This window comes from Pantoea folii (assembly GCF_056678875.1).
In genome coordinates this window covers 140,272-165,527 of the sequence record NZ_JBWXON010000003.1, presented here as the reverse complement: position 1 = coordinate 165,527, position 25,256 = coordinate 140,272, and the positions used below count along the sequence as shown (strand labels likewise).

At 53.2% G+C, this 25,256-nt stretch carries 23 protein-coding genes; 7 read left to right on the top strand and 16 right to left on the bottom strand.

What is annotated here, in order from left to right; genetic code table 11:
• Positions 1 to 372: 372 nt before the first annotated feature.
• Positions 373 to 2,523 carry an ornithine decarboxylase gene (locus AC1MDE_RS05745; RefSeq protein WP_479401562.1) on the top strand — a complete coding sequence of 717 codons (2,151 nt, stop codon included), beginning with the start codon at positions 373 to 375 and terminating at the stop codon, positions 2,521 to 2,523.
• A 48-nt stretch (positions 2,524 to 2,571) separates the two neighbouring features.
• Here the strand turns inward: AC1MDE_RS05745 and AC1MDE_RS05740 are convergent, their stop codons facing one another.
• From AC1MDE_RS05740 to mutY, 4 genes are all read right to left on the bottom strand, one after another.
• Complete coding sequence (locus AC1MDE_RS05740; RefSeq protein WP_480344375.1) at positions 2,572 to 3,996, bottom strand: amino acid permease; 1,425 nt, start codon at positions 3,994 to 3,996, stop codon at positions 2,572 to 2,574.
• 503 nt (positions 3,997 to 4,499) lie between these two features.
• Positions 4,500 to 5,579 (bottom strand): membrane-bound lytic murein transglycosylase MltC, encoded by a 1,080-nt coding sequence (gene mltC, locus AC1MDE_RS05735; RefSeq protein WP_058959330.1) that lies wholly within the window; start codon positions 5,577 to 5,579, stop codon positions 4,500 to 4,502.
• A 53-nt stretch (positions 5,580 to 5,632) separates the two neighbouring features.
• Positions 5,633 to 5,905, bottom strand: coding sequence for an oxidative damage protection protein (locus AC1MDE_RS05730; RefSeq protein ID WP_034823278.1), 273 nt, complete (start codon positions 5,903 to 5,905; stop codon positions 5,633 to 5,635).
• Positions 5,905 to 6,990: an A/G-specific adenine glycosylase gene (mutY, locus tag AC1MDE_RS05725; RefSeq protein WP_479399519.1), complete on the bottom strand. Its 1,086-nt coding sequence runs from the start codon at positions 6,988 to 6,990 to the stop codon at positions 5,905 to 5,907. The genes AC1MDE_RS05730 and mutY overlap by 1 nt, the downstream gene beginning before the upstream one ends.
• A gap of 153 nt (positions 6,991 to 7,143) precedes the next feature.
• On the opposite strand from mutY, the gene trmB reads away from it, so the two are divergent.
• The 3 genes from trmB to AC1MDE_RS05710 all read left to right on the top strand — a co-directional run bounded on the left by trmB (position 7,144) and on the right by AC1MDE_RS05710 (position 9,167).
• Positions 7,144 to 7,863, top strand: a complete 720-nt coding sequence (trmB, locus tag AC1MDE_RS05720; RefSeq protein ID WP_058959332.1) for a tRNA (guanosine(46)-N7)-methyltransferase TrmB — start codon at positions 7,144 to 7,146, stop codon at positions 7,861 to 7,863.
• The gene (locus tag AC1MDE_RS05715; protein ID WP_479402421.1) at positions 7,863 to 8,189 is read left to right on the top strand and encodes a YggL family protein; all 327 of its coding nucleotides are present in this window, start codon (positions 7,863 to 7,865) and stop codon (positions 8,187 to 8,189) included. The genes trmB and AC1MDE_RS05715 overlap by 1 nt, the downstream gene beginning before the upstream one ends.
• Positions 8,190 to 8,447: 258 nt before the next feature.
• Positions 8,448 to 9,167 (top strand): YggN family protein, encoded by a 720-nt coding sequence (locus AC1MDE_RS05710; RefSeq protein WP_479402422.1) that lies wholly within the window; start codon positions 8,448 to 8,450, stop codon positions 9,165 to 9,167.
• A 52-nt stretch (positions 9,168 to 9,219) separates the two neighbouring features.
• Here the strand turns inward: AC1MDE_RS05710 and hemW are convergent, their stop codons facing one another.
• The 4 genes from hemW to AC1MDE_RS05690 are packed head-to-tail and all read right to left on the bottom strand — an operon-like array spanning position 9,220 to position 12,231.
• Positions 9,220 to 10,350, bottom strand: coding sequence for a radical SAM family heme chaperone HemW (gene hemW / locus AC1MDE_RS05705; protein ID WP_479402424.1), 1,131 nt, complete (start codon positions 10,348 to 10,350; stop codon positions 9,220 to 9,222).
• On the bottom strand, positions 10,343 to 10,936 hold the full coding sequence (locus AC1MDE_RS05700) for an XTP/dITP diphosphatase (RefSeq protein ID WP_034823272.1): 594 nt from the start codon (positions 10,934 to 10,936) through the stop codon (positions 10,343 to 10,345). Before AC1MDE_RS05700 ends, hemW begins: the two co-directional genes overlap by 8 nt.
• A gap of 20 nt (positions 10,937 to 10,956) precedes the next feature.
• A complete protein-coding gene (locus AC1MDE_RS05695; RefSeq protein WP_034823271.1) occupies positions 10,957 to 11,511 on the bottom strand; it encodes a YggT family protein in 555 nt (184 codons plus the stop codon).
• A 12-nt stretch (positions 11,512 to 11,523) separates the two neighbouring features.
• Positions 11,524 to 12,231: a YggS family pyridoxal phosphate-dependent enzyme gene (locus AC1MDE_RS05690; protein WP_058959336.1), complete on the bottom strand. Its 708-nt coding sequence runs from the start codon at positions 12,229 to 12,231 to the stop codon at positions 11,524 to 11,526.
• Positions 12,232 to 12,247: 16 nt separating this feature from the next.
• Between AC1MDE_RS05690 and AC1MDE_RS05685 the strand changes: the two genes are divergently transcribed.
• Positions 12,248 to 13,240, top strand: coding sequence for a type IV pilus twitching motility protein PilT (locus AC1MDE_RS05685; RefSeq protein WP_479414345.1), 993 nt, complete (start codon positions 12,248 to 12,250; stop codon positions 13,238 to 13,240).
• 421 nt (positions 13,241 to 13,661) lie between these two features.
• Here the strand turns inward: AC1MDE_RS05685 and ruvX are convergent, their stop codons facing one another.
• The 8 genes from ruvX to metK form a co-directional block, all read right to left on the bottom strand.
• Entirely contained in the window at positions 13,662 to 14,078 is a 417-nt protein-coding gene (ruvX, locus tag AC1MDE_RS05680; protein ID WP_034823268.1) for a Holliday junction resolvase RuvX, read from the bottom strand.
• Entirely contained in the window at positions 14,078 to 14,641 is a 564-nt protein-coding gene (locus AC1MDE_RS05675; RefSeq protein ID WP_034823267.1) for a YqgE/AlgH family protein, read from the bottom strand. The genes ruvX and AC1MDE_RS05675 overlap by 1 nt, the downstream gene beginning before the upstream one ends.
• A gap of 82 nt (positions 14,642 to 14,723) precedes the next feature.
• Entirely contained in the window at positions 14,724 to 15,668 is a 945-nt protein-coding gene (gene gshB, locus AC1MDE_RS05670; RefSeq protein ID WP_058959338.1) for a glutathione synthase, read from the bottom strand.
• 92 nt (positions 15,669 to 15,760) lie between these two features.
• Positions 15,761 to 16,492, bottom strand: a complete 732-nt coding sequence (gene rsmE, locus AC1MDE_RS05665) for a 16S rRNA (uracil(1498)-N(3))-methyltransferase (protein WP_038644914.1) — start codon at positions 16,490 to 16,492, stop codon at positions 15,761 to 15,763.
• 74 nt (positions 16,493 to 16,566) lie between these two features.
• A complete protein-coding gene (gene endA / locus AC1MDE_RS05660; RefSeq protein WP_034823262.1) occupies positions 16,567 to 17,274 on the bottom strand; it encodes a deoxyribonuclease I in 708 nt (235 codons plus the stop codon).
• 76 nt (positions 17,275 to 17,350) lie between these two features.
• A complete protein-coding gene (locus AC1MDE_RS05655) occupies positions 17,351 to 17,863 on the bottom strand; it encodes a SprT family zinc-dependent metalloprotease (protein WP_045831736.1) in 513 nt (170 codons plus the stop codon).
• 96 nt (positions 17,864 to 17,959) lie between these two features.
• Positions 17,960 to 19,354 carry a sugar porter family MFS transporter gene (locus AC1MDE_RS05650; RefSeq protein WP_034823260.1) on the bottom strand — a complete coding sequence of 465 codons (1,395 nt, stop codon included), beginning with the start codon at positions 19,352 to 19,354 and terminating at the stop codon, positions 17,960 to 17,962.
• A 413-nt stretch (positions 19,355 to 19,767) separates the two neighbouring features.
• A complete protein-coding gene (gene metK / locus AC1MDE_RS05645) occupies positions 19,768 to 20,919 on the bottom strand; it encodes a methionine adenosyltransferase (protein WP_058959339.1) in 1,152 nt (383 codons plus the stop codon).
• Between the two features lie 804 nt (positions 20,920 to 21,723).
• On the opposite strand from metK, the gene speA reads away from it, so the two are divergent.
• Together speA and AC1MDE_RS05635 are read left to right on the top strand one after the other, a co-directional pair.
• Positions 21,724 to 23,703 (top strand): biosynthetic arginine decarboxylase, encoded by a 1,980-nt coding sequence (gene speA, locus AC1MDE_RS05640; protein WP_479399505.1) that lies wholly within the window; start codon positions 21,724 to 21,726, stop codon positions 23,701 to 23,703.
• Between the two features lie 716 nt (positions 23,704 to 24,419).
• On the top strand, positions 24,420 to 25,115 hold the full coding sequence (locus AC1MDE_RS05635) for an EAL domain-containing protein (protein WP_480344374.1): 696 nt from the start codon (positions 24,420 to 24,422) through the stop codon (positions 25,113 to 25,115).
• The last annotated feature ends 141 nt before the right edge of the window (positions 25,116 to 25,256 follow it).

Here is a 25,256-nt window from a genome sequence, read left to right as displayed (position 1 = left end):
TGCGTATCAATCTCGTTGCAACGGGTTGTTCCAGTAAAAAAAAGATGCCATCATTGCGCCGCAGTTTTCCACTGATTCCATCCACCCTGAGGACGCCGCCATGCTCGGTACAATGCGCTTTTGCACTTGTCTCCGTTCGCTTTACGATAATCGGCCCTCCGTCATCTGTTGTTCGCAATTCTCCCTCACCATGCGGTGAGGCCAGCTTAACGCGCTATGCTGTTGGACATGACTAAAGACAGACGCGATCTGACTTTACTGATGTCTATCGGTTGCGGCGGTTGATCCGCCCGAAGACGTTATTCGCCGGGGAATTTTCCTCATTGCTGTGCCACTGGCACCCACTCATCCTTCATTACGGGGATTTGTGTTATGAATCCATTGAAAATCGCTGCCAGCGTTGCGGTAGCGCCAAGCCTAAGCCTGAACACCGCGCGTGATGTGGTGACGCTCGACAATACTGATTTTACCGATGTGGCGGCGGTGGTCGTCTCATTGGCGGATACACGCAGTGGCGTGTTAACGCTGTTGCGCCAGACCGGTTTTAATCTGCCGGTGTTTGTCGCCAACGCGTTCGATGAAGAAGTGCTGAAGCTGCCGGGCGTGACCGGGGAAATCAACGGTGCACCGGAAGAGTGGGAAGCGCTGGAAGAAGCCGCGCAGGCGTATGAGTCTGACCTGCTGCCGCCGTTCTTCGATACCCTGACGCGCTATGTTGATATGCAGAACAGCACCTTTGCCTGTCCGGGCCATCAGGGCGGGGCGTTTTTCCGTAAGCATCCGGCCGGGCGTCAGTTTTATGAATTCTATGGCGAGAACGTGTTTCGTTCCGACATGTGCAACGCAGACGTCAAGTTGGGCGACCTGCTGATCCATGAAGGTTCGGCCAAGCATGCACAGAAGTACGCAGCGAAAGTGTTTAACGCCGATAAAACCTATTTCGTGCTGAACGGCACCTCCAGCGCCAACAAAGTGGTGACCAACGCCATGCTGACGCGCGGCGATCTGGTGCTGTTTGACCGCAACAACCATAAATCCAACCATCACGGTGCGCTGATTCAGGCGGGCGCTACGCCGGTGTATCTGGAAGCGGCACGTAATCCGTTCGGCTTTATCGGCGGCATTGATGCGCACTGCTTTGATGAAGCTTACCTGCGCGAACAGGTGCAGAAAGTCGCGCCACATCGCGCCAAAGATCAGCGTCCGTTCCGTCTGGCGATCATCCAACTTGGCACCTACGATGGCACCGTCTACAACGCGCGTCAGGTGGTGGATCGCATCGGCCATCTGTGCGACTACATCCTGTTTGATTCTGCGTGGCTGGGCTACGAGCAATTTATCCCCTTAATGGAAGGCTGCTCGCCGCTGACGCTGGAGCTGAACGAGAATGATCCCGGTATTTTCGTCACTCAGTCGGTGCACAAACAGCTGGCGGGCTTCTCGCAGACCTCGCAGATTCACAAGAAAGACAACCACATCCGTGGCCAGAAGCGCTTCTGTCCACATAAGCGTCTCAACAACGCCTTTATGCTGCACGCCTCAACCAGCCCGTTCTATCCGCTGTTTGCCGCGCTGGATATCAATGCGCGCATGCACAAAGGTGAAGCCGGACGCAGCATGTGGCACGAATGCGTCACCATCGGCATTGATGCACGTAAAGCGATTCTGGAACGCTGCGAGATGATTCAGCCGTTCCTGCCGGAGAAAGTGCACGGCAAGCTGTGGCAGTCGGCGGAAACCGAGGTTATCGCCGCCGATCCGGCTTACTTCAGCCTGGCGCCAGGCGAGAAATGGCACGGCTTTGAGGGTTACGCCAGCGAGCAGTATCTGGTCGATCCCTGCAAGCTTCTGCTGACCACGCCAGGCATTGATGCCGCCAGCGGTGAATACACCAGCTTCGGTATTCCGGCGACTATTCTGGCGAACTACCTGCGCGAGAACGGCATTGTGCCGGAGAAGTGCGATCTCAACTCCATCCTGTTCCTGCTGACGCCAGCGGAGAATCCGGAGAAGATGGCGCATCTGGTGGCGATGCTGGAGCAGTTTGAACACCATGTGAAAGAGGATGCGCTGCTGGCTGAAGTGCTGCCGAGCGTTTATCGCAAAAACATGGAGCGCTATAAAGGCTACACGCTGCGCCGCCTGTGTCAGGAGATGCACGATCTCTACGTCAGCTACGATGTGAAAGATCTGCAGAAAGCGATGTTCCGCGAATCCTGCTTCCCGAAAGTCGAAGTGAATCCACAGGATGCGCATCAGGCTTACATCCGGGGTGAGGTGGAACTGGTGGCAATTGCGCAAGCTGAAGGGCGCATTGCTGCCGAAGGCGCATTGCCTTATCCACCAGGCGTGCTGTGCGTGGTGCCAGGCGAAGTGTGGGGTGGCGCGGTGCAGCGTTACTTCCTCGCGCTGGAAGAGGGCATCAACTTGTTGCCGGGCTTCTCACCGGAGCTGCAAGGGGTTTACACCGAGGAAGATGACAGCGGACGTAAACACTTAGTGGCGAATATGATGGTGCGCTAACCTGCCTGACGGCGTGCGGTGTAATCACCGCACGCCGTCAGCACCTTATCAGTGGCGAACCACCTGAATTTTCTCTTTAGCCAGTCTTCCTGCCGGATATGCTGCCTGTTTGCGGCGTTTACCGGTAATGTAAACACCGACGCACAGCACCATAAACGTCACCATCAGCGTCATCAGACTCTCGTAGCGATACTGTGGCAGATAGAACATATAGCCCAGCACACTGACAATCATCAAAATGCTCAGCCAGGTCAGCCACGGGAACAACCACATTTTAAAATCAGGCGTGATGCCCTGTTTTTCCATCGCCGTACGCATTCTTAGCTGTGAAACGGCAATCACCAGATAGACAATTAACGCGATCGCACCAGTGGTGGAGATCAGAAAGGCAAACACCTCGCCCGGAAAAGCGTAGTTGGCAATACAGGCGACAAAGCCCGCCAGCGTGGAACCCAATACCGCCACACGTGGCACGCCGCCGTTGGATACCGTGGAACAAGAGGCCGGGGCATTACCGCGTTTACCCAGAGAATAGAGCATGCGTGAAGCGGTATATAACCCGGAGTTCATGCAGCTGCACACAGCAATCAGCACCACCAAATCCACCACCAGTTTGGCACCGGGGAAGTTCAGGGTGGACAACACATACTGGAATGTTCCCTGGGCTAACAGTTGCGGATCATTCCATGCCACCAGCGACACCACGAGGAAAATAGACAGCAAATAAAATAATGCGATGCGGTAAACCACCAGATTAATCGCACGGCTGATTTTTTTACCAGGGTCTTTAGATTCCACGGCGGCAATGGTGACCACCTCCGCGCCAAAGAATGAAAAAATGGTCAGTAAAATACCGGTTAATACTGCGCCAAAACCGTGCGGCATAAAGCCAATACTGTTATATAAATGAGCCACACCACTGACATTTGCCAGCGGCCAGTATCCGGAAATCGCCACAATGCCGATGCCAATAAATTCAATAATCGCTACCACTTTGATGATGGCGAACCAGAACTCAAAGGCGCCAAAGTTTTTAACGCTAAAAAGGTTAGTGACAGTGAGCAACAGGATAATCGCAGTAGTAAATTGCCACGAGGCAATGGAAGGGAAATAAGCATGCAGAATATCGGCACCGGCAATCGCCTCAACCGGAATCAGTAACACCCAAAACCACCAGTATAACCAGCCGATAGTGAAACCGGCCCATGGACCAATGGCTTTCGCCGCGTAGGTGGAAAAGGATCCCGAATCAGGTTGCAGCACGGCCATTTCTCCCAGCATGCGCATCACCAGCAGTACCAGCACACCGGTCATCGCGTAGGAGAGCAAAACGGCCGGGCCCGCCGTGGCGATGGCATTCGCGGAGCCGACAAATAACCCGGCACCAATAATGCCAGCAATGGAGATCATACCAACCTGTCGATCTGAAAGGCCGTCGCCTAACGAATCCTGTTTTGCGGGTGAATGGCTCATACATTTCCTCTTAGCAATTCAGGCATGACATTGGATATCCCACGGGATGCAAGCATCCGTGTTGATGAAATAATGTTGATATGCCCGATACGATGTTATTTTCCGCGATGAAGTGTGATCTTCATCGATATTTTAATTATTTAAATCAATGCCAGAAATTATTTATAGAGCGATGTGGGACGTTGTTAATTTATCTGTGGAGACGTGAAATAATCATTGCACCTTATTGAAAAAAGGGTCAATCAGGGCGGGAATGTAAGATGGGAAGAAAACTAACTAACATAGAATATAAATGATCGACAGGTCTTGCGTGTGGTTGTAAAAACAACACGTTGCGATGGGCGAAGTTTCACCATATCGATTTCTTATTTTTGTGAGGTCAGGCGAAATTTATCGGCGAGGTTTATATCTGCAAGGGTAATTAAAAAAGAGGCAGTCAGAGTCAATATTTTTCTCTCTGTCTGCCCCTAAAATAACTAATGCATTAACTCATCAGTTGATGATTAATACCGATGATAACTACGCTGTGCCTGATTCACCTTGTACAGATAGCGACGTGATTCGCCCGATGGGTGGCTAGTGGTCAGCGTTTGATACACATCATTAGGCGACATATCGTTAATCTTGGCGAAGGCACGATCTTTATCGCTGGAGAACACGCGCAGTACGCTACCCGCGCCGCCGTTGTAGGCGGTAATTACCGCGTAGCGGCGTGACACTGGATCCTGAATTCCGCCTAAATAACTCTTCTGCAACAGCGACAGATAGGCCGTTCCCGCATCAATGTTATTGGCCGGATCGAGCAGATAGCTGCGGCTCGGTTTACCCCATTTGCCCTTCATGCGGAACACGTCCACGCCAGCGGTGTGCTGAACCACCTGCATCAAGCCCAGCGCATCGGAGTTGCTGACCGCATAGGGGTTGAAGCTCGATTCCGTCTGCATAATCGCCAGAATCAGGGATGCATCTACGCCGTACTCTTCAGCGGCTTTACGCACCAGCGGCAGATATTTGTGCGCACGTTTGTCGAGGTGATTTGGCACCATCGGAATGGTTACCGACCAGATGACATGCAGGCCAGAAGTGCGTTTTTGTAGTTTGTTCTGAATCAGATAATCGGCGAAATTGGCCGCGCGTCCCTGCCAGCGAATCGGCTGACCGGTGTTATCCAGCACCTGGCCGTAAAGCAGCGGCTCTTTACTGATCTGAATATCATTGGCATCGGAGTAGAGATCGACATTACCCGGATCGTCACCAATCAACAGCGTGGTGATGATCGCCTGGCGCAGGCTGGCCATCGGATCGGTACCGGCAATGGTCTCAATGGTGATGCTACCGCTGTCGAAGTTGATGTGACTGCGGGTGTAATAGCTGTCGCTATATTTGACGTAATCCTTCGGTCCAGCGATCAGAACCTCATTGATACCCCAAATATTTTCAATGTTGGCGGCGAACTGCCCCATCAGGATGTCGAAACCGTTGGTGTCCTTAACCCACTCTTCGTGATACTGCGATTTTTTTTGTCCGGAGCAGGAAACCAAAAGTGGAGCAATCACTAACAGCGCTATCAGTTTTTTATTCATTGTAAATGCGTGCCTGATTCAAAAAGAGGGCCTCAAGGGGAGGCCCTGAACGATTATTTTTCTGGCGGGGTGAAACCTTCGATGTGCACATCTTTGCCTTCAAACAGGAAATTGATCATCTCCTTTTCCAGCACTTTGCGATCTTCCGGGTTCATCATGTTGAGCTTTTTCTCGTTGATCAACATGGTCTGCTTGGACATCCACTGCTGCCAGGCTTCTTTGGAAATCTCATTGTAGATGCGCTTACCGATCTCGCCTGGATAGAGCTGGAAATCCTGCCCTTCAGCGTCGCGTTGCAGAAACGTACAAAAAATGGTGCGGCTCATTACTCTTCCTCTTGGATCACGCGCGTGTGCAGTGCCAGTTGCTGGGGATGGCGCAATTCGTGCAGCAAACGCTCTACGGGCGCTGCCAAACCCACTGACGGTGGTTGCGCTAAGTTATACCAGAGACCGCTCGCTTCATCCATCAGCGACCCGGCAGAAGGCCACGCCAGCCACATAGGCACAATGTCTAAGTGGAAATGGCTGAAGGTATGACGAAAAGCCGTCAGCTGCTGTGGTTTGGCGTGAATGCCACGTTCGGCCAGCCAGTCAGTTAGCGCTTGCTCACTGGTGAACTGTGGGAAGCAGAACAAACCGCCCCATAATCCCACCGGCGGACGTTGCTCCAGGAACACGTCGTCGCCGTGCTGAATCATCAGGAACCAGCCGGTGCGCTCTGGAATCGTCACTTTGGGTTTCTTACCCGGATATTCGGCCCAACTATTGTTGGCATACGCGACGCAACTGTTGCTGACCGGGCAAATCTCACACTTAGGACGTGAGCGAGTACACACTAACGCGCCGAGATCCATCATCGCCTGATTAAACTGGCTTACGCCTTCGGCAGGTGTCACTTCTTCGCTAATCTGCCATAAACGTTTCTCAACGTCTTTTTTGCCCGGCCAACCACCGACCGCATAACACCGGGCCAGCACGCGCTTGACGTTGCCATCCAGAATGGGGAAATGCAGGCCGAGCGATAAGGACAGCACCGCACCCGCGGTGGAGCGTCCGACGCCGGGCAGTGCGGCCACGTCATCGAAATTGCGCGGGAACTCACCGCCATGCTTATCGACCACCTGCTTCGCCGCTTTATGCAGGTTACGCGCACGGGCGTAATAGCCGAGGCCGGTCCAAAGATGCAGTACTTCGTCCAGCGGTGCAGCGGCCAGATCGGCAATCGTCGGGAAGCGCGCCATAAAGCGTTCAAAGTAAGGGATAACGGTGGCAACTTGCGTCTGCTGCAGCATCACTTCGGAGAGCCACACTTTATAAGGTGTCTTCTCCTGCTGCCACGGCAGGGTTTTGCGGCCGAAGCGCTGATACCACTCCAGCACCTGTTGCGCGAACTGCGGCGCTTGCATCATTTGAGGAAATATTCCGTGTTTGCTCTACAATCAGGCAGGAATTCCAGCACAGAGACATCGGGGTGTAAACCGGAAGATTGCAAAGGCTTGCTTCTGCTATCTAACTTTGCATAATGCCCGTTTCCCAGAAAAGGCTAACCAGCAGGCTTCAACATGATTAATGACGTCATCACCCCGGAATTTGATGAGAACGGGCGGCCATTACGCCGTATCCGCAGTTTTGTGCGCCGCCAGGGGCGCTTAACGAAAGGACAGCAGCTCGCGCTCGATAATTACTGGCCGGAGATGGGCGTCGAGTTCCAGCAGGAGCCGCTGGATTTGGCAGCACTGTTTGGCCGTGAAGCGCCAGTGGTGCTGGAAATCGGTTTTGGCATGGGCGCCTCACTGGTGACCATGGCGCAAAATAATCCTCACCAGAACTTCCTCGGTCTTGAAGTGCATGCGCCGGGCGTGGGAGCCTGTCTGGCTTCTGCCAAAGAGGCAGGCGTGGAAAACCTGCGTGTGATGTGTCACGACGCAGTAGAAGTGTTGCAGCAGATGATTCCGGATAACTCACTGCGCATGGTTCAGCTGTTCTTCCCGGATCCATGGCATAAAGCGCGCCACAATAAACGTCGCATTGTGCAGGTACCTTTTGCCGAGCTGGTGATGCGTAAGCTGAAACTGGGCGGCGTGTTCCATATGGCCACTGACTGGGAAGATTACGCGACACATATGCTGGAAATCATGAACAGCGTGGATGGGTATAAAAACCTGTCAGAAGCTAACGATTACGTGCCGCGTCCGGAAACGCGTCCGTTAACGAAATTTGAGCAGCGCGGGCAGCGACTGGGCCATGGCGTTTGGGATCTGATGTTTGAGAGGATTAAATAATGGCCGCACAGCGTAGCCGTCGTTTACGTAAAAAACTGCATATCGATGAGTTTCAGGAGTTAGGTTTCTCTGTGGCCTGGCGTTTTGCCGAAGGCACCACCGAGGAGCAAATTGATGCCACGCTGGATCAGTTTATTACTGAAGTGATCGATCCCAATGGCCTGGCGTATGACGGCAGCGGTTATCTGGTGTGGGAAGGTTTGGTTTGCCTGCAGGAAACCGGTAAGTGCACCGATGAGCACCGTGAGCTGGTGCGCAAATGGCTGGAGAAACGCGAGCTGTCAGATGTTCAGGTAACTGAACTCTTTGACGTCTGGTGGGACTAAGTACTCTACTGGCCTGAGATATCGCTTCAGGCTAGCTCACTTGCGCTTTTGGCGCCGGGCAGTGCGCTCACAAGTTGCGAAAGCGACTTGTACGCCCAAAGGGCGGCTCCGAAAGGGGCGAGCAACGTGAGTCATTCTTATGTACTCAGGCGCGCTCCGATTACTGTGCGCTGACCGTCACCAAATTCGCTGCGCCGCTTACGCCTGACTTGTACTAACTGCAAAGGCGTGGGCGGCTTTTCATTTTAGGGAGATTTCATGGTTCGTAAGGCGCTTCTTACCGCACTGCTGCTGGCCGCAGCGACACAGGCGCAGGCTGATTATCAGTGCAGCGTTAATCCTCAGGATGATGTGATCATCAAACCGCAGAGCGTGCAGGTGGTCGGCACCAACGGTAATCTTGAAATCTCACCGCAGGGCGATGTGACCTTTAACGGGCAGAAAGCCAACGTGGATAACGCCACGCGACAGAAAGCCATCGACTATCAGAATGCGTTACGTCGGGATTTGCCGTGGGTGGATAACGGTGCCTCGACGCGTCTGGAACGCAGCCGTGTGGCGCTGGATAAAGTGATTGTGGAAAAGCTCGGTGCCAACAGCAACGTGCGCAACCGCCTGACCAGGCTGGATGGACAGCTGAAGCAGCAGATGAACCGTATCATTGAGCATCGTCCGGATGGTTTGACCTTCCACCACCAGGCGATTGACCAGGTGCGTGCCGAAGGCGAAAAACTGGTGCAGAGCACGCTGGGCGGCATTATGCAGGACAGCCTGAACGAGATGGGCAGCAGCCAGGCCGCCAGCGGCAGTAATCCACTGCAGGCGATCATGGGCAACCTCGGCGGTCTGCAGCAGGCGGTTCAGGCGGAATGGAATAAGCAGGAACAGGACTTTCAGAACTTCGGTCATGAGGTGTGTAATCGCGTGACGAATCTGGAAGGGCAGCGCAAAGCGTTAGTACAGGGCGTTAAAGGGTAAAAAAAACCAGCGGGACGAAGTAACGTGCCGCTGGGTTATATGACTGTTTGGCCTACATAAACAGTTCAAGCAGCGAATTCAGGAACAACTTCCCTTTTTCGGTTATCTGCCACTGCTCTGCGGTTTCCACCACGTAACCTGCCTCGATCGCTGCATCCATCTGCGCGCGGATCACTTGCTCATCCAGCCCGGTATAGCGGCTGAAATCTGCACGCGGTGCGGCTTCCAGCAGACGGAAGCGGTTCATAAAGAACTCAAACGGCTTGTCATCGTTCTCAACGTTGTGCTGCTTGTCGAGATACTTACCTTGCATAAAGCCGCGCGGATGACGGGTTTTCACCGTTCGCACAATTCTGCCATCCGGTTGCGTCAATTTGCCGTGGGCACCACAGCCGATGCCAAGGTAATCACCAAAGCGCCAGTAGTTGAGGTTGTGTTCGCAGCGATAACCCGGCTTGGCATAGGCTGAAGTCTCGTACTGCTGATAACCTGCGGCACTCAACAGTTCATGGCCTTGCTCATAGATATCCCACAGCGCATCGTCATCCGGCAACACCGGCGGACGCGAGCTGAACATCGTGTTCGGCTCGATGGTCAGCTGATACCACGACAGGTGCGGCGGATTCAGCGCAATCGCCTGACGCAAATCGTCCAGTGCCTCTTCCAGTGACTGATCGGGCAAGCCGTGCATCAGATCGAGGTTAAAGCTGCGCAGACCAAGACCGGCGGCGAGATGGGCGGCACGTACCGCTTCATCAGGGCCGTGAATGCGCCCTAAGCGCTCCAGCTTCTGCGGGCTAAAACTCTGCACGCCAATCGAAATACGGTTAATACCGGCTTTCTGGTAGCCGCTGAAGCGATCCGCTTCCACGGTGCCCGGATTGGCTTCCATGGTGACCTCTGCATCGGCCGCCAGCGGCAGGCGCGCACGCACGCCATCCATCAGCATCTGCATCGCATTGCTGCTCAGCAGGCTTGGTGTACCGCCACCGATAAAGATGGTGCGTACTTCACGGCCAGCGGTTAGCGGCAGGTCCTGTTCAAGATCGTTGAGCAGGTGCTGCACATACTCGATGTGCGGCACCTCGCCTTTTAACGCGTGGGAGTTGAAATCACAGTACGGACATTTCTGCACACACCACGGAATGTGGATGTACAGGCTTAACGGAGGTAACTCAGGCATTGCGCATCGCATCCAGTAACAGCGTCAATGCTTTGCCACGGTGAGAAACAGCACGCTTTTCATCTTTACTCAGCTCTGCTGCGGTTTTGCCCAGTTCAGGAACATAGAAAATCGGGTCGTAACCAAAGCCGCCTTCACCTGCGGCTGCACGGGTGATTTCACCCGCCCAGCTGCCGTGGAACACCAGCGGTGTTGGATCTTCAGCATGGCGCAGGTAAACCAGCACGCAATGGAACTGCGCCTGGCGCTCGCCATCCGGCACGTTTTCCAGCGCCACCAGCAGCTTATCGAGATTTTGCTGATCGCTGGCGTCTTCTCCGGCATAGCGCGCAGAGTAGATGCCTGGCGCGCCGCCGAGCGCATCCACCGCCAGACCAGAGTCATCGGCAATCGCTGGCAGACCGGTGATCTGCGCAGCATGGCGCGCTTTGAGAATGGCATTTTCAATAAAGGTCAGACCGGTTTCTTCCGCTGACTCAACGCCCAGCTCGGTTTGCGCCACGATATCGAGGCCGAAGGCCGCTAACAGATCGGCCAGTTCACGAACTTTGCCCGGATTACCGGTGGCGAGTACGACTTTTTGCATAACAGTTCCAGATTAACGAATTACAGCAAATACCAGAGACCTGGGAACAGGTCCATGCCGAGGAAATTCAGCGCGTACAGCACCAGAATCACAATCATGGCAGAGAAATCGATGCCGCCCATCGCAGGCAGAATACGGCGAATCGGTGCCATCAGCGGTTCAGTCAGCTGAATCAACACGTAATCAATCGGGCCACGTCCCTGGCTGATCCAGCTCATCAGCGAGCGAATGATGATCACCCAGAACACCAGATAACCGGCGGATTTCACCAGTGACAACAGGCCGACTAACAGGTTGGTGGGATCCACGGAGAACACGCCAACCTGAATTAACAGTAGCACCGGATATTTCAGGGTGGTCAGCACAAAGGCCAGCACCAGCGAGGCTGTGTCAATCGGGCCTATCGCTGGCAGCACGCGGCGCAGCGGCTTGATAATCGGCTGTGTAATCTTCACCACAAACTGTGACAGCGGGTTGTAGAAATCACAGCGTGACCACTGCATCCAGATGCGCAGCAGCAATACCATCACGTACAGGTCGATCAGCGTTTTGACTAAAAACGTCATTGTTAACATGAGGTTCCTCAATTATTGTTGTGAAGGTCGCGCATAATCCCGCGCGCCAAATACGGCGGTGCCAATGCGCACCATGGTGCTGCCTGCGGCGATTGCCGCATCCATGTCGTCGCTCATTCCCAGAGAAAGCGTATCGACGTCAGGGTAATCCTGTTTTAGAGCGTTAAGCGCGCCAGCCATCTGCTGACATACCGCGAACTGCCGATCGTAATCTGGCTCCGGCGCCGGGATCGCCATTAATCCGCGCAAGCGCAGACGCGGCAATGCGGCTATCTGCGCCGCCAGCGCCGGAATCGCCTCCAGCATGATGCCAGATTTGCTGTTCTCGTCACTGATATTTACCTGAATTAACACGTTAAGCGGTGGCAACGCTGCCGGACGCTGATCGTTCAGACGTTGTGCAATGCGTTCACGATCCACGGTGTGACACCAGGCAAAATTCTCCGCCACCAGGCGGCTTTTATTGGATTGCAGCGGCCCGATAAAGTGCCACTGCAGATCAGGATGTGCGGCCAGCTCAGCCACCTTTTCAACCCCTTCCTGTACGTAATTTTCACCGAATGCCTGCTGACCCGCAGCAATCGCTTCTGCGACTGCGCTCGCAGGTTTGGTTTTGCTCACTGCAAGCAGGGTAATTTCTTCTGGCGCGCGGCCGCAGCGTGCAGCGGCAGTGGCGATACGCTCACGCACTTGCTGTAGGTTGTGCTCAATGGAAGTCATAGTCAGGAGAAGTTAAATGGATTTGGATGAAGTTGTGGCCCTTAGTGTAAAGCATAACGCCGCCGATCTGCACCTTTGCAGCGGACATTTACCGCACTGGCGACGGCAGGGGGTGCTGGAGCCGATCCCACAACAAACCGCATTGGATGGCGACTGGCTGGAAACCTTTTTGCAACAGTGGCTCAGCGGCGTACAGCAGGATGAGCTGGAAGCGAGCGGGCACGTTGATTTTGCCATCACCCTGAAAAGCGGCGTGCGTTTGCGTGGCAACCTGTTTATGCAGCGCCACGGTTTATCGCTGGCGCTGCGCTTGATTGACAGCCAGGCGCCCAACATCAACCCATTGCAACTGCCTGACGTGGTAACGCAGTTGTTGCAGCTGGAAGAGGGGCTGATCTTAATCACGGGTGCCACCGGCAGCGGTAAATCCACCACGCTGGCTGCGATGGTGGACAGCCTCAATCGCGAACAGGCACGCCACATTATTACGCTGGAAGATCCGATTGAATTTGTGCATCACAGCCAGCGCTCGTTGATACAGCAGCGGGAAGTGGGCGCACACACGGTGTCATTCCAGCAAGGATTGAAAGCGGCGCTGCGCGAAGACCCGGATGTGATTCTGTTGGGTGAGCTACGTGACAGCGAGACCATTCGGCTTGCGCTGACGGCGGCAGAGACCGGGCATCTTGTACTGGCAACGTTGCACACGCGAGGTGCCACGCAAGCGGTGGATCGGCTGGTGGATGTGTTTCCTGCCGAGGAAAAAAACCTGGTGCGCACCCAGTTGGCGGGCAGTTTGAAAGCGGTGCTGGCGCAGCGTTTGGTGCCGGCAAAAAACGGCGGGCGAATTGGCTTGTTCGAGGTGTTGGTGGCCACGCCTGCGGTGACCAATTTAATCCGTGAGGGCAAGATGCATCAACTGCCTGGCGTGCTGCAAACCGGCGCGCAGTCAGGGATGCAGACGTTCGCGCAGAGCGTACAGGCGCGACAACAGGCGGGATTGATTTGAGAATTTGCGAGTCGATTCAAAAGGGCGGGCATGATTTGCGTGCCTGCGAGTTGCTACTAAAGGGCGGGGCATGATTTGAATGCTTGCAAGTCGATACAAGGGAGCGGGCATGATTTGAATGCTTGCAAGTCGATACAAGGGAGCGGGCATGATTTGAGTGCCTGCGAGTTGATACAAAGAGGCGGGGATGATTTTAATGCCTGCGAGTCGTTACAACAGGGCGGGGCATGATTTGTGCGCCTGCGAGTCGTTACAACAGGGCGGGGCATGATTTGCGCGCCTGTGAGTCAATACAAGTGGCAGAATTGATTGGCGTGTTTGCAGGTTGCCGTAAATGGCGGGAGCACTATAGCCGAGCGAATAACAAGCAAGCTGTTGCCGCAATTTGTCAGGTGCGCATTCACGCGCACCTGGATTTCAATCAGTGCGTATCGAACCAATCTTCCAGAATGATCACCGCCGATTGCGAATCGACCTGACCTTTTTGCAATGCACGGAAGCCACCGCGTTCGAACAGGTCGGCGCGCGCTTCCACGGTGCTTAACCGCTCGTCCTGCAGCTCAACGCGCACGCCGAATCGGCCATGAATGCGATTGGCGAACTTACGGGCGCGATCGGTTAACGGCTGCTCGGTGCCGTCCATGTTCAACGGCAAGCCCACCACCACGTAATCAGGCTGCCACTCTTTCAGTAGCTTCTCGATCAGCTTCCAGTCTGGCGTGCCATCTTGCGCTTTAAGCGCGGTCAGAGCGCGAGCGGTGCCGGTCAACTGTTGACCGACCGCCACACCGATGCTTTTGGTGCCGAAATCGAAGCCCAGCAAGGTTTCACTGGCCATCAGGCGTGCCCTGCATCGCTGGTCATATTATGAATATCGATGCCCATGCTGCGTGCAGCTTCGCGCCAGCGCTCGGCGATTGGCGTCTGGAACAGAATATTGCTGTTGGCGGGCGTGGTCAGCCAGGCATTTTCCAGCAGCTCATTCTCCAGCTGATCTTTCTCCCAGGCGCAATACCCTAACGCCACCAGCACGTTATCGGGCTGTTCTGAGGTGCCGATCGCTTCCAGCACATCCCGCGAAGTGGTGATCACGGTATTGTCAGAAATACGAATGCTGGAAGAGTAAATTTTCTGGGCAGAGTGCAGGATAAAGCCGCGATCTTCCGCCAGCGGACCGCCGGCAAACACCGGTTTGTCCAGCTTGATGGCCGGGTCACGTTCTGATGGGCTGATTTTAAGTTTCTTCAGGATGCCTTCGACCGTCAGGTTTTCCATCGGTTTGTTTACGATCAAACCCATGGCGCCATCTTCATTGTGCTCGCAGATATACACTACCGAGCGTTTGAACAGCGGGTCCTGCAGCGACGGCATCGCAATCAAAAAATGATGCTGTAAATTCATTCTCACTCGTATACCAAAAATAACCGGCGCGGCCGCAGCCACGTCGGTTTTGGGTTCTCACGGCGCTTACACGCCGTTGACATCAGCCCAGGCGTTTCTCGATGGCATCCATCAGCATGCCGGTGATCGAGATCGGGAATGCAGCCTCGATTTCACGCACGCAGGTTGGGCTGGTTACGTTAACTTCGGTGAGTTTATCACCAATGATGTCCAGACCGACAAAAATCAGCCCTTTGGCTTTCAGCGTTGGGCCAACGCGGCGGGCAATTTCCCAATCGCTTTCACTCAACGGGCGTGCTTCACCGCGGCCACCAGCTGCAAGGTTACCACGGGTTTCGCCACCCTGTGGGATACGCGCCAGGCAATACGGCACCGGCTCGCCATCCACTACCAGCACGCGCTTATCGCCGTCTTTGATCGCCGGCAGGTAGTTTTGCGCCATGCAGAAGTTCTGGCCGTGATTGGTCAGGGTTTCGGTGATGACGCCAAAGTTCGGGTCGTCCTGCTTCACGCGGAAGATGGAGGCACCGCCCATGCCGTCCAGCGGCTTGAGAATCACATCACCGTGCTCCTGCCAGAAGGCACGCAACTGCTCTTTGTTGCGGGTCACCAGCGTGTCTGGCGTCAGGTCGGCGAACCACGCGGTGTACAGTTTCTCGTTACAGTCACGCAGGCTCTGCGGTTTGTTGACGATCAGCGTACCTTGCTCTTCCGCGCGCTCCAGCAGGTAGGTGGCATAGATGAATTCGGTATCGAACGGCGGATCTTTACGCATCAGCACCACGTTGAGATCGGCCAGCGGGATTAACTGCTCACTGCCGAACTCGTACCATTTGTCGTAGTTCTGCTCCACGCTCAGCAGGCGCGTGCGGGCGTAGGTCACGCCACCGCGCAGGGAGAGATCGCCCATCTCCATGTAATGAATTTCGTAACCACGGCGCTGTGCTTCCAGCAACATGGCGAAGCTGGTGTCTTTTTTAATGTTGATGGACGAAATTGGGTCCATAACGATGCCAAGCTTAATCATTATTCTCTCCTCAAAGGGGGAATTTATTGCCCCGTTCCGTGACAGCGCTGCGGCTTTTCACGTGCGTAGTTTTAAAACCCTAAAAGTATCCCTTAACCCAGGTCACCAAACCTCACCTGAAGTGCCGTAATGGCCGTGAGCGCAGTGGTTTCTGTGCGCAGCACGCGTGGGCCCAACAAAATATCGGTGAAACCCTGCTGCGCGGTCATGGCAATTTCGTCTGCGGATAAACCGCCTTCCGGACCAATCAGCAGGCGTACACGTTCAACCGGCTGCGGCAGAGTGTTAATACTGTGGCTGGCACGCGGATGCAGATTGAGCTTTAAACCGCTTTCCTGCTCGGCACACCAGGCTTCCAGCGTCATCGCTTCACGGATTTCCGGCACACGATTACGGCCGCACTGTTCACAGGCGGCAATCGCAATTTTTTGCCATTGCTGAATCTTCTTCGCCAGTCGTTCAGCATCCAGCTTTACGCCGCAGCGCTCCGAAAACAAGGGTGTAATTACGTTCACGCCGAGTTCGATCGATTTCTGGATGGTGAATTCCATCTTTTCGCCGCGCGACATCACCTGCCCAAGATGGAGATGGAGCGGAGATTCACGGTCATCAGGCTGACTGGCAAGGACCCTTACTTTTACACGCTTTTTATCAGCCTGGGTGATTTCGGCGTTAAAAGTCAGATTACTGCCATCAAACAGCTCAATTTGTTGACCGGCGGTCATGCGCAGCACGCGCCCGACGTGGTTAGCGGCATCTTCGTCGAGGAAGACTTCACTGTTAACTTCAAGAGGTTCGGGATGATAAATGCGAGGTATGCGCATGCGGTTCCTGCCAGCGTTATGCCGTGTCTTCGGACACGGCCCAATCAGAAAAAAGCTAGTGTAGGGTAGCGCTTTTAGCGCTGGCAAGCCTGTTGTACATAGGGATTGTGATTTCCCTGCACCTGCGCGATGCGGTTGTCGCGTTCACACTCCCATTGGCTTACCGGATATTGCTTGTTCCAGGCGGTGAACAGCTGGGTCTGCTGGCGTGACAGACGCAACTGATACTGGTCGCGCATATAGAAGTAAGTGCGGGCGATGGCACCACGTGCACGCTCGGGTGGCTGCGCCAGCTTCTGCTTGAAATCGACTTTCATTGCGCACTGACCATATTGCGCGTCGCCGCCGTTCCACTGGCTGTACTGGAAGTTATTGCGATCGCCATTCACTTCACCAATCGCCGGTTGCAGATTGTGCAGGTCGCTTTCAATGCGGCGGTAATCGGCATCTTTACTGCAATTTTTGCGTCCGCCATTTTGCCAGCACTGGCGCTGATGGCCGAACTCCCATGCGGGCATCACATGTTCCCACTCAATACGTTCAGCGCGGTTGGCATTTTTACGCACGCTGTAGCCACAGCTGCTGAGGTCAGGGACGCCTTTTTTGCCGTGCCAGCTGATTTTGCAGCCGCAGTAAAATTCTGCCGGGGCATCGGCATTGATCTGCGCGGCGACTACTTTGGCCTGCTGGAAGTTGTTTTGATTGTAGTGGGTGATGCTGAGGCTGAAGGCGCTAATGGGGGCAACTAATAAGGAGAGTAACAACAGCGTTTTGCGAGACATATTCCAAAAATTACCTGATGCGTAAAAAGGCGGCAGGGTAACAGAATGGCGCAGGGTGGGAAATCAGATAAACGGATTAACCTGCTGAAAATTCTCCAGGTTGCAGCAAAGTACCGCATTGCACGCAGCGGTATTCACTTTCCCCCCGTAACACGCGATTGTGGCGGCGCACGGTGAGCTGATGTTGCTGACAGCGGCAGCGATAGGGGAAGGTATTGCTGCGCACCGACGCGATTTCGAACTGATGGGTGCGACGCGCGGGAACGCCGAGCACGCTCTCCATCATCCACTTCCACTCTTTGCCGTGCGGCGGCACGCGGCCAAAGGTTTTCCATACCAGCAGGTGCGCCAGTTCGTGCGGCACCACCTCATCCACAAAGGCCTGCTGATTCTCCAGCAATAGCACCGGGTTGATGCGAATCTCCCATTTCTCCAGCCAGGCCGTACCGGCAGCGGTGCCGCGCTGCTGATACACCAGCTTCGGCTCGTCATAGTGACGCTCCAGCTTTTCATTGGCGAGCTGCAAATGGTGACGCAACGAGCGCATCACGGCTTGTTGCAGGGCAATGGGAAGGCGAGGTGTTTTCATGCCGGGCAGGATAACCTGGTACGCACAAATGCGCACCTGACGAAACGCACAAAAAAAGGGCCGCCAATCGGCAGCCCTTTGTATCGCTTATCGACCCTATTGCTGGCCGATATCGCGCAGTTTTTTGCCTTGCATCAGGTTGCGCTCGATGTGTTCCAGCGAGACGTTTTTGGTCTCTGGAATCAGCGCCACGGTCAGCAGGATAAAGAACACATTCAGACCTGCGTATACCCAGAAGGTCGGCGCGTTGCCTAGCGTATTCAGCATGGTCAGGAAGGTGGCACCGACGATCATGTTGGCAATCCAGTTGGTTGCGGTCGACACGGTGATACCAAAATCGCGGCCTTTCAGCGGCTGAATTTCTGAACACAGTACCCAGATCAACGGACCGGCAGACATCGCAAAACCAACGATGAACATCAGCAGCATGGCGACAGCAAAGTATTGTGCGGAAGCGGAGTTAATGCCGATGTGCAGCATGGTACCGAGGATACCCATACCGGCAGCCATCACGATGAAGCCCAGCACCAGTGTAGGTTTACGGCCCCAACGATCCACCAGACCGATAGCAATAAAGGTCGCCAGTACGTTTACCAGACCAACAATGACCGTGCCCCACATCTGCTGAGTGGTATTGGCGAAGCCCGCAATCTCAAAGATTTTTGGCGCGTAATACATGATGACGTTCATACCGGTGAACTGCTGCATTACCTGCAACAGCACGCCCAGGAACACCGCGCGACGGAAGTTGCTGTTGCTCTGGAACAACTGCCAGCCAGACTGTTTGATCTTCAGGCTTTCACGAATCTCATCCAGTTCACGTTTAGCTTGCTCGCTAGTATCACGCAGGCGAGCCAGCACGCGTTCTGCACTGCGGAAATCGCCTTTCGCCGCCAGCCAGCGTGGGCTGTTTGGCAGGAAGAATACACCCACCAGCAGCAGCACGGCTGGAATGGTGATGATACCCAGCATCCAGCGCCATGCGCCTGCATCACTGAACGCTGTATCCGACAGATACGCGCCCAGGATACCGATGGTGATCATCAGCTGATACAGAGAAATCATGCTGCCACGAATCTTTTCCGGTGCGATTTCAGAAAGATACAGAGGAGCAGTGTAAGACGCGACACCCACGGCCAGGCCGAGTACGACACGTGCAGCAATCAGCATATCCGGGCTAACCGCCATGGCTGACCACAGTGAACCGATCACGAACAGAATTGCACCCGCCATCAGGCTCTTTTTACGGCCGAGATGTGAAGACATCCAGCCGCTACCAATCGCACCGACAGCCGCACCAAACATCATTGAGCTGACAATCCACTCTTGCTCATGTGCAGTCACGTTGAAATCTTTGGCGATGAAGGGCAGGGCACCAGCGATAACGCCGATATCCAGACCAAACAGCAGGCCGGCCAGAGCCGCTAAGAAACAGACAAACAAGGTCATCATCTTGTTCGATGTTCTGCTCTTATGAGTATTACCAGGCATAATGCCTCCGAAGTTTATCTATCGTTGTTTTTATCAATGTTATGAAACCTGCCGGCAGAAAAAAGTGAGGGCGATCACATCAGTGTAATCGGTTACACACGCTGAAGCCCTGCAATCCAGCATTTTCCGCCTGAAATAGTTACGTAACCAGTAAGGTATAGCACCCTTTAAGTTTCTGACATCTCTCTAAATACCGGCTATCAGACGACGCTGAAAATAACGCATTTTCATATGAATAACTACGCTGAAAATTCTCTAAATTACGGATTACAAAAAGTTTTCAAAATGTAATCGTTAACACTTTGTTGTAAACATAGAAAATGAAGTGTAGACGGCGGGAAAAAACGTGCTGGCTGGTTAGCAGGCACAAAAAAGCCCGCAATATGCGGGCTCGTTTTTGCAGGGCTGTCAGATTACAGGCCCGCAGCCTCGCGCAGTTGAGCAGCTTTATCAGTCTGCTCCCACGGGAAGTGTTCGCGACCAAAGTGACCGTAAGCAGCGGTCTCTTTGTAGATAGGTTTAAGCAGATCCATCATCTGAATCAGGCCGTATGGACGCAGGTCGAAGAACTCGCGCACCAGCAGGGTCAGCTGTTCGGTAGGGACTTTCTCAGTACCGAAAGTTTCCACCATGATGGAGGTTGGCTCAGCCACGCCAATCGCGTAAGAAACCTGGATTTCGCAACGGTCGGCCAGACCAGCCGCGACGATGTTTTTCGCGACATAGCGTGCAGCGTAAGCAGCAGAACGGTCAACCTTAGACGGGTCTTTACCAGAGAACGCACCGCCACCGTGACGTGCCATGCCGCCGTAGGTATCAACGATAATTTTACGACCGGTCAAACCGCAGTCGCCCATTGGGCCGCCGATCACGAAGCGACCAGTTGGGTTGATGTGGTATTTGGTGCTGGCATTCACCCACTCAGCAGGCAGAACCGGCTTGATGATCTCTTCCATCACCGCTTCACGCAGATCGGCTGTTGAGATTTCTTCAGCGTGCTGAGTCGACAGGACTACCGCATCGATACCGACAATTTTGCCGCCATCGTACTGGAAGGTGATCTGGCTTTTTGCATCCGGACGTAACCACGGCAGTGAGCCGCTTTTACGCACTTCAGCCTGACGCTGCACCAGACGGTGGGCGTAGGTTACCGGAGCAGGCATCAGCACGTCGGTTTCGTTGGTGGCGTAGCCGAACATCAGGCCCTGGTCGCCCGCGCCCTGTTCCAGCGGATCGGTACGGTCAACACCCTGGTTGATGTCAGGAGACTGCTTGCCAATCGCGCTCAGTACAGCGCAAGAGTTTGCATCAAAGCCCATATCGGAATGGACATAGCCGATTTCACGTACGGTATTACGGGTGATCTCTTCGATATCCACCCATGCGCTGGTGGTGATTTCACCGCCAACCAGCACCATACCGGTCTTAACGTAAGTTTCGCAGGCCACGCGTGCTTTAGGATCCTGTTCAAGGATCGCATCTAACACGGCATCGGAAATTTGGTCAGCGATTTTATCAGGATGTCCTTCTGATACGGACTCAGATGTAAATAGGTGTTTAGCCATTCTGTTCTTTACCTTACAAATGGTTTGAATTCGACTGCATAGCGTAAGTGGACCAGGCCGACTCGACGCCCCTTCAGGCAAAGCCGCGAGCAGTAGGGAGTATTGGCGTAATCGCCGACACCGCCTGGATGTTAACCAGTTTAGATGGAAAACCATCTGGACGGCTATTCTAGGTTACACAGTGAGCACTTTTCCAGTGCTTTTTCTGATTCCGCACGTTTACGCAAGTGAGCAGATGGAAGAAATTCCTGACACCTTCCACATATCCCAGACAAAGATTTTGCTTTTTCACCCTGCAGGCTGTATAAAACGCCGCTGCTGTCGACCACAGTACAAAAGGATGACGCCGCCGTGCGTCGCGCCGTCAGAGCTATTCTCTGATTTTCACCCAGGCCGTTTCTCGTTTGCTGTTTGCAGGCGTTGGAGGTGATAAAAGTAATGAACCACACTTCTCTTCTTTTCGGTTCACTGCGCTCAACGGGCGCGCTGGCAATCCTTTCCCAATCCAGTCTTATTCTTTTCTCTCGTCGAAGTTTTGCGCGTTGCGGTAATTATCCCGACACGAGCGCCGGCTAAGCTATTCCCTCATTTCTGTCGCTGTGTTTCACTCGTCTTTGGCGGTGAAAAGCGTTGGCTTCTGGCCCGTTTTTTACTGACTACGGCGTGGTGTTTTACACTTAGAGTCAGCAACGTGCACGGCAACCCGATAATCGGAGCTCAGCAGGATGGGGAAATGTTTACCCGGACTCGCAACAGCAAGACCCGGCAACTGTTTCATATTTCAACGGAAAATTGAGGTTCGCGATGTCTGACGACATGAAGAATATCAAGGGTTCGTCAGCTGGCGAACAGGGTGTACTCCGCTCCATGCAGGAGGTGGCGATGAACGATCAGGAAGCGAGCAGAATGCTGCGTACCTACAATATTGCCTGGTGGGGTAATAACTATTATGACGTCAACGAGCTGGGGCACATCAGCGTGTGTCCGGATCCGGATCAGCCGGAAGTGCGCGTTGACCTGGCCAAGCTGGTCAAAGAGCGTGAAGCCGATGGTCAGCGTCTGCCTGCGCTATTCTGCTTCCCGCAGATTTTACAGCATCGCCTGCGGTCGATTAACGCCGCCTTTAAACGCGCGCGCGAATCCTACGGCTACAAGGGTGACTACTTCCTGGTTTACCCAATTAAGGTTAACCAGCATAAGCGCGTGATCGAATCACTGGTGAACTCCGGTGAGCCGCTGGGCCTGGAAGCCGGTTCGAAAGCCGAGCTGATGGCAGTGATCGCGCACGCGGGAAAAACCCGTTCGGTGATCGTCTGTAATGGCTATAAAGACCGCGAATACATTCGTCTGGCGCTGATTGGCGAGAAACTCGGTCACAAGGTTTACCTGGTGATCGAGAAAATGACCGAAGTGCGCCTGGTGCTGGAAGAGGCGGAGCGCCTGAACGTGATCCCACGTTTGGGGATTCGCGCGCGTCTGGCTTCGCAAGGCTCCGGTAAATGGCAGTCGAGCGGTGGTGAGAAATCTAAGTTCGGTCTGGCGGCGTCACAAGTATTGCAGCTGGTGGATATCATGCGCAAAGCCGGCCGTCTCGACAGCCTGCAACTGCTGCATTTCCATCTTGGCTCGCAGATGTCCAACATTCGCGACATCGCCACCGGTGTGCGTGAGTCGGCGCGTTTCTACGTTGAGCTGGCGAAGCTCGGCGTGAACATCAAATGCTTTGATGTCGGCGGCGGTTTGGGCGTGGATTATGAAGGTACGCGTTCGCAATCTGACTGCTCGGTGAACTACGGCCTGAACGAATATGCCAACAACGTGATTTGGGCAATTGGTGATGCTTGTGAAGAGCACGGTCTGGAGCATCCAACCGTCATCACCGAATCCGGTCGTGCGGTTACCGCGCACCATACCGTGCTGGTCTCCAACATCATCGGTGTAGAGCGCAACGAATTCAGTACGCCAGTGGCGCCAGATGCCGATTCACCACGTCCGATTCAGAGCCTGTGGGATACCTGGCAGGAGATGCATGAGCCGAACGTCCGTCGTTCGCTGCGTGAATGGCTGCACGATAGCCAGATGGATCTGTTCGACATCCATACCGGCTACTCTTCCGGTACTTACGATCTTGGCCAGCGCGCCTGGGCAGAGCAGCTCTATTTAAGCATCTGTCACTATATCCAGCAGCATCTGGATCCAAGCAACCGTGCGCACCGCCCGATCATTGATGAGCTGCAGGAACGTATGGCGGATAAGATTTACGTCAACTTCTCGCTGTTCCAGTCAATGCCGGATGCGTGGGGGATTGATCAGCTGTTCCCGGTATTACCACTGGAAGGCCTGAACAAGATCCCACAACGTCGCGCCGTGCTGCTGGATATCACCTGTGACTCTGATGGCACCATCGATCACTACGTGGATGGTGACGGTATTGCCACCACCATGCCGATGCCTGAATACGATATTGATAACCCGCCGATGCTGGGCTTCTTTATGGTCGGTGCCTACCAGGAGATCCTCGGCAATATGCACAACCTGTTCGGTGATACCGAAGCGGTTGATGTATTCGCCTTCCCGGACGGCAGCGTTGAAGTGCAATTGTCAGATGAAGGCGATACCGTGGCAGACATGCTGGAGTATGTGCAGCTGAACCCTAACGATTTGATGACGCTGTTCCGCGATCAGGTGACACAGCAGAAAGACATCGACGAAGAGCTGCGTGCACAGTTCCTTGAAGAGTTTGAAAGTGGCTTATATGGTTACACCTATCTTGAAGATGAGTAACTGTTAATGCTCTCAACGGGCCCTGAACAGGGCCCGTTTTATTTCCCTGCCATTCTATTTTCTTATTTCCCCATTTTTTATTTGAATTGTGATGAAGATCACTCTCAATAAATGTTAATCAGCCATTTATAACTCGCCCCTAAAATACGCCTTTTCTATCCCCTTCATTTTTATTCATAAAGCTAAAGAACCGCTTCGCTTCAATCCTGAATATCCCTGCATTAGTTACTGATTTTGTAAGGATTGGACAGCCAATCTGTTATGTTTTCTTATCGATGCATAATGAAAATTTAAACATTAAGGATTGAATAGTCACGTCAAGAAACTACATTTTTTGACGTCTTTTGGAACTATGTGTTCCAGAACGAAAAAAATGAATTTTGCGATGTAATTATCTTTATCAGACAAATTAAGAATAATTTATACAATAAATTCAATGTGTTTGTTGTTTTGATATCTGTCAAGGATGGTATTAACTTAAATTTTTCTAGGAATTATCCGATAATTTTGTGAAAGTAAATTAAGTTTACTATGGAAATTGATAGATTTAAACGATTAAAGTTGGGCCGGGTCTTTACTGAAATCTATTTTGCAAACTGTAAGCTGTACGTTAGGCTTCAGTTAACGTGTTAAGTTTTATCGATGTTTCCCTTACATCTCACATGAGTAATCCTGACATTTCAGGGGTATCAGTAAGTTGCGGAAGGGACCGTGAAATGAGCAATCAACCTGAATACATTTTCTTGCTGGAACCCGTTCACGGTAAAGCCGGCGAGTTGATTGCATGGGAATTGTTAACCCGATTCTCAGATGATGCAGATATTAATAATAAACGTAACCCTTGCAGGGATGAAGGGTTCTTCAGTCGGCTTCCTGCTGACGAGAAATGGCAGTTATTCCTCCACCAGATCGGAAAACTTATTCAGCTATACCAGAAAGGGTTTGATCAGATAGTCAGTGTAAATGTGGATAGAGATATCGTCGCCGGTATTTTTGAAGATGCTGAAATACAAGAAAAACTGGCGAAACTAACGTTGTTGCGTTTAGAGATATCCGCCTTCTTTACCGCGCGCTTTAACAGCGCAGACCTGATGATATTAAAAGGTGTCGCGAAAGTGACACCAGCCCCTTTATGGCTTGATGACTTTGGTCCGGGTTATTCCAACCTGACCATGCTCGATAGCGGAATATTTGAAATCGTCAAGATTGACAAGAAGTTTTTTTGGCAATTTGGCGACGATCACATTTTTGACACGCTGCTCAGCCACCTCAACCAATTATGCAAAGGCGTAATTGTTGAAGGTGTTGAAAGCCAATCACACCTCGATTTGCTGGCGCATAAAGCGATCTACGGTATGCAGGGCTATCACTGGCAGAGTGTCTATCTAAATGATTTTATTAAGCAATCCTGAGTTGGTACGGGTTTGGCCAACACAATCGGGGTAGAGAAAATGTCTAAATCTGGGTTTGTTGCATTCAATTTGATTTGTGCTCGCCCAATGGAAATTAAAGGCATTTCCCCCTTTGTTCCGCTGAAAATAAACCCAGCCCAT